A 3,346-nucleotide genomic window follows, 5' to 3' on the forward strand; every position below is an offset into this window, starting at 1 on the left:
CGCCGTATCAAGCGATTTCGTCGCATTTTTACCCGCTATGACAAACTGGATATTATCTTTTTGGCTTTTGTCTTTTTTGCTCTCATTGTCGATGTGCTTATGTGAACACTACCTAAGAAAGACATCATATAAGCTCATAGAAAATTGGTTGAAATGTACAGTTATCAGCCGCAATATTAGTGCTCATGGAGGTCGTTTTTACAACCGCTCTTTTCCTATAAAAATTCTCACGCCTAAAAAGGATAATCTTCAATTTGATCCTGGAAGTCCTTTTGCGTATATCTACGCTTTATATCGATTGCTTCCCAACAACCTCCTTAGACAAAGCATGCTCAAAGACTTAGAACTGCTTTTTTTAAGATATCCGTTTGTAAAATTAAAGCACCTAGGGTTTCCTGAGGATTGGCTGGCTATTTTGGAGCGTTGTTTGTGTTTTCCATATGAATTTTCAGCCCCAACATTAAAATATGAAGCTTTAGATTTTTCTTTCGCCTCAATTCCTCATAAACCCGCACCTGGCTATAATTCAGAAGATTGTGGTTAAATTCTATGGGTGGTCTATATCATTTTGGATATAGATCACCTTTTTATTGCATAACGATTCCCCAAACCGCATACCACTTACCTCCGATGGACTTCCGTTGTCATGCACTCTATACATATAAACTTTGCATGAAACGACAAAATTCTACAATCGGAAGTCGATTTCCTTTATATTACATTTAATCTCCTATATTTTTAATATAGAAATCGGATAGACGCGATTCTATCTGCTGCAAGTCTATATAATAGGAGGTTTTCATTATGGCAAAGATCGTACTCTTTGATCATAAAAAGTTCGATCACGCAATCCGGAAATCGAATCTGAAGCAGGAACAGCTTGCGGAACACCTGAATATCTCCACACGTCATATACGAAATCTGAAAAATGGGGATACTTCTGTTTCTGCTCCTCTTCTCTATAAAATCAGTCAGGAATTCCAAGAACCCATGGAATACTTTCTTGCTTTCCGAGAGGATGATGAAACAAGCGAATGAAATAAAGAAAAGCAGGCGCACCGGAATATGTCCAGCGCGCCATCCATTTTTCATGCGCGTCTCCTGTGATAGCATCGTCTGATCCTACCACAGGAGATTGCTCTCCGACTCAATACATGCTTGGTATCAACCTATCTGTTTTTACACTTTGCAGCCAGCACCATAATCTCTGCACACAACTCATCATATCTGGCCTTATAATCCAGTTCCGGCATCTCTGCAGGCAGTTCAGGTACGACCAGATCGCTCTGGGCACACCAGCTCCCCGCTGCTCCGGCGATACTCTGCCCATCTCCAATAAACCAGACCTTGGCCGGATTGATCGTGCTGTCGGACAGCCCTCCCGCCCTGGCATACTCTGCCTTGGTGTTGATGATCCGGTTGCTGGCTGTTACCGATACACCGGGCGCAAGGGTCGGATACTTGGTATCAGTATCCAGCTCGATATGTAGGTGCGGGCCGCTGGTGTTGGCTCCGGTGTTGCCATACTGGGCAATCACCTGCCCACGCCGCACCTTGTCCCCCGCCTTGACTGCCACGCTTGCGTGATGGTAGGTGCGGGCGGTCAGATCCCGCACCTTGCCGTCGCTACAGAGCACATCCCGGTAGACGATCACCGTCACCATGCCCAACCGGGAAAGATTGCCGGTCAATGTTGGGCCGTCCTGTCCAGCGGCGATTACCTCGCCATCTCCCAGAGCGAGTACATCATGGGTATTGGGATCGTAGCAGTCCACGCCGTAATGGGGCCAGCCCCACTCCTTGAGATATTGCGGATGTTTATATCCAGCTGTGATCCGCATGGCCTTAAACGGCAGTGTCAGTCTCTGGCTCATCTCAACACCTCACAGTCCTTGCCCTGCCCTATCTCTTGACTGCTGCCCGTCAGCCTGTCCAGCTGCATCCGGGCATATCCCTCAATCGCGTCAAAGGTGGTCTGTACAATCTGCTCGATCAGACTACGCGGCACAAACGGCCGCACCGCGAGAGGAAGCAGATCATAAAGTCGGCCGACTACCCACTCAAACTTTACGCCGCCCGCTTTGGTCCAGTCGCTGTATAACACCTCGGCCCGCTGGATCAGTGCAGCCACTCGTCCGCTTACTTTGGCATTACCCTGATACCACAGAGCAAGCCCCCCGAAGAGCAGCGCACAAAGATAGATCACAATACGTACAAACTCTTGGTAATTCATCTTTACCTCCTTCTCACAATCCGATCCTGGTGCAGATAAAGCCGATCATGGCTCCGATCACGACAGTGACGATATGCCCGACCGCCTTACGCCAGTTTTCCCCGTCGCGTGCTTCCAGGCTTTCCAGCCGTTCCCCCTGCTGCTTCAGCTCGTTGGCCATGATCTCCATGTTCAGGGCCAGCTTTTCCACCGATGTAACCAGCGCGCCGATCTGCTCCACCTTCTCTTCCAGCGTGTCGATCCGATGATTCTGCCGGTTGTCCTCTGCGGCCAGACGCTTGTGTTCCGCCTCCAGCCTCCTGCAAAACTCATCATGCTCGGCCCGCGAGATAATAGATGTATCCACGTTTACCACCCCTTTCGTAAAAGTCCTTTCATTTACTCCGCCCGATTCCCGGAGATGTGCGGTTTTGTTGCACATCTCTGGGAACTTTTTTTGCTTCAGCTGATTTACGCTATAATCCGTTCGTACTCATACTGGATCGTCCGTTGTGACAGCTCCGCATAGATGAGGGTCGTCTTGGTGTCCTCATGACCCAAAAGTCGCTGGATCACTGTGATGTCCATGCCTCCGGCAAGCGCCAGCGTCGCGAAGGTGTGACGCAGCAGGTGCGGATGGACGTGCAGACCCACCCGGTCGCCGATCAGCCCGAGCGCGCGTTGGATTGCCCGCGGCTGCATAGCTGGATACGGCGTCTTGATGCTTGCAAACAGCGCATCCCCACCTTTACGCCGGGAGATATACTCCTCGAGCATTAACTTGGCCCTGACACTGAAATAAACTTTCCGGCTCTTGTTGCCCTTGCCATGTACGATCACACTCCGATCCCGCCAGTTGACATCCTCCATACGAATCCCGGACACCTCGCTCAAGCGGCATCCAGAAGACACAAGGAACTCTACCAGCGCCCGCTCTTTATAGGTTTTGCAGGCATCCCGCAGCCGTTCCAGCTGCTCCTGGGACAATGCGTGCCGCGACCGGGTGCGATCCAGTCTGGGGGACTTGATCTTGAGCATAGGATTTCTACGAATGACGCCTTCAACTGTCAGCCAGCTGAAGAAGCTGCGCAGGGTATTGATGTGGGTCAACAGACTTCCGTCCCGCAGTCCGCG

The 3,346-nt window shown here is 50.3% G+C and carries 6 protein-coding genes and 1 pseudogene; 3 read left to right on the plus strand and 4 right to left on the minus strand.

The features are described from left to right. The 3 genes and pseudogenes from D5269_RS18745 to D5269_RS17150 all read left to right on the plus strand — a co-directional run. A pseudogene (locus tag D5269_RS18745) lies at positions 1–105 on the plus strand (IS5/IS1182 family transposase); the annotation flags it as partial. Between the two features lie 43 nt (positions 106–148). Then, entirely contained in the window at positions 149–544 is a 396-nt protein-coding gene (locus D5269_RS17145) for a hypothetical protein (protein WP_243126945.1), read from the plus strand. A 260-nt stretch (positions 545–804) separates the two neighbouring features. Then, the gene (locus D5269_RS17150; protein ID WP_120487221.1) at positions 805–1,038 is read left to right on the plus strand and encodes a helix-turn-helix transcriptional regulator; all 234 of its coding nucleotides are present in this window, start codon (positions 805–807) and stop codon (positions 1,036–1,038) included. A 131-nt stretch (positions 1,039–1,169) separates the two neighbouring features. Here D5269_RS17150 and D5269_RS17155 read toward each other — a convergent pair whose 3' ends face one another. The 4 genes from D5269_RS17155 to D5269_RS17170 all read right to left on the minus strand — a co-directional run. Beyond that, the gene (locus D5269_RS17155; protein WP_120487223.1) at positions 1,170–1,874 is read right to left on the minus strand and encodes a M23 family metallopeptidase; all 705 of its coding nucleotides are present in this window, start codon (positions 1,872–1,874) and stop codon (positions 1,170–1,172) included. Then, on the minus strand, positions 1,871–2,233 hold the full coding sequence (locus D5269_RS17160) for a hypothetical protein (protein WP_120487225.1): 363 nt from the start codon (positions 2,231–2,233) through the stop codon (positions 1,871–1,873). The genes D5269_RS17155 and D5269_RS17160 overlap by 4 nt, the downstream gene beginning before the upstream one ends. Before the next feature lie 13 nt (positions 2,234–2,246). Further along, positions 2,247–2,579, minus strand: a complete 333-nt coding sequence (locus D5269_RS17165; protein ID WP_120487229.1) for a hypothetical protein — start codon at positions 2,577–2,579, stop codon at positions 2,247–2,249. Between the two features lie 104 nt (positions 2,580–2,683). Then, the coding region (locus D5269_RS17170; RefSeq protein ID WP_120487227.1) for a tyrosine-type recombinase/integrase at positions 2,684–3,346 on the minus strand (663 nt) is incomplete at its 5' end.

Source organism: Anaerotruncus sp. 1XD42-93 (genome assembly GCF_009917605.1).
In the GTDB taxonomy this organism is placed as follows: domain Bacteria; phylum Bacillota; class Clostridia; order Oscillospirales; family Ruminococcaceae; genus Anaerotruncus.

What these genes read in the sequence shown, in the direction of transcription:
- D5269_RS17160 (WP_120487225.1), bottom strand. Translation starts at nt 2,233, where the DNA reads ATGAATTACCAAGAGTTTGTACGTATTGTGATCTATCTTTGTGCGCTG.
- D5269_RS17155 (WP_120487223.1), bottom strand. Translation starts at nt 1,874, where the DNA reads ATGAGCCAGAGACTGACACTGCCGTTTAAGGCCATGCGGATCACAGCT.
- D5269_RS17150 (WP_120487221.1), top strand. Translation starts at nt 805, where the DNA reads ATGGCAAAGATCGTACTCTTTGATCATAAAAAGTTCGATCACGCAATC.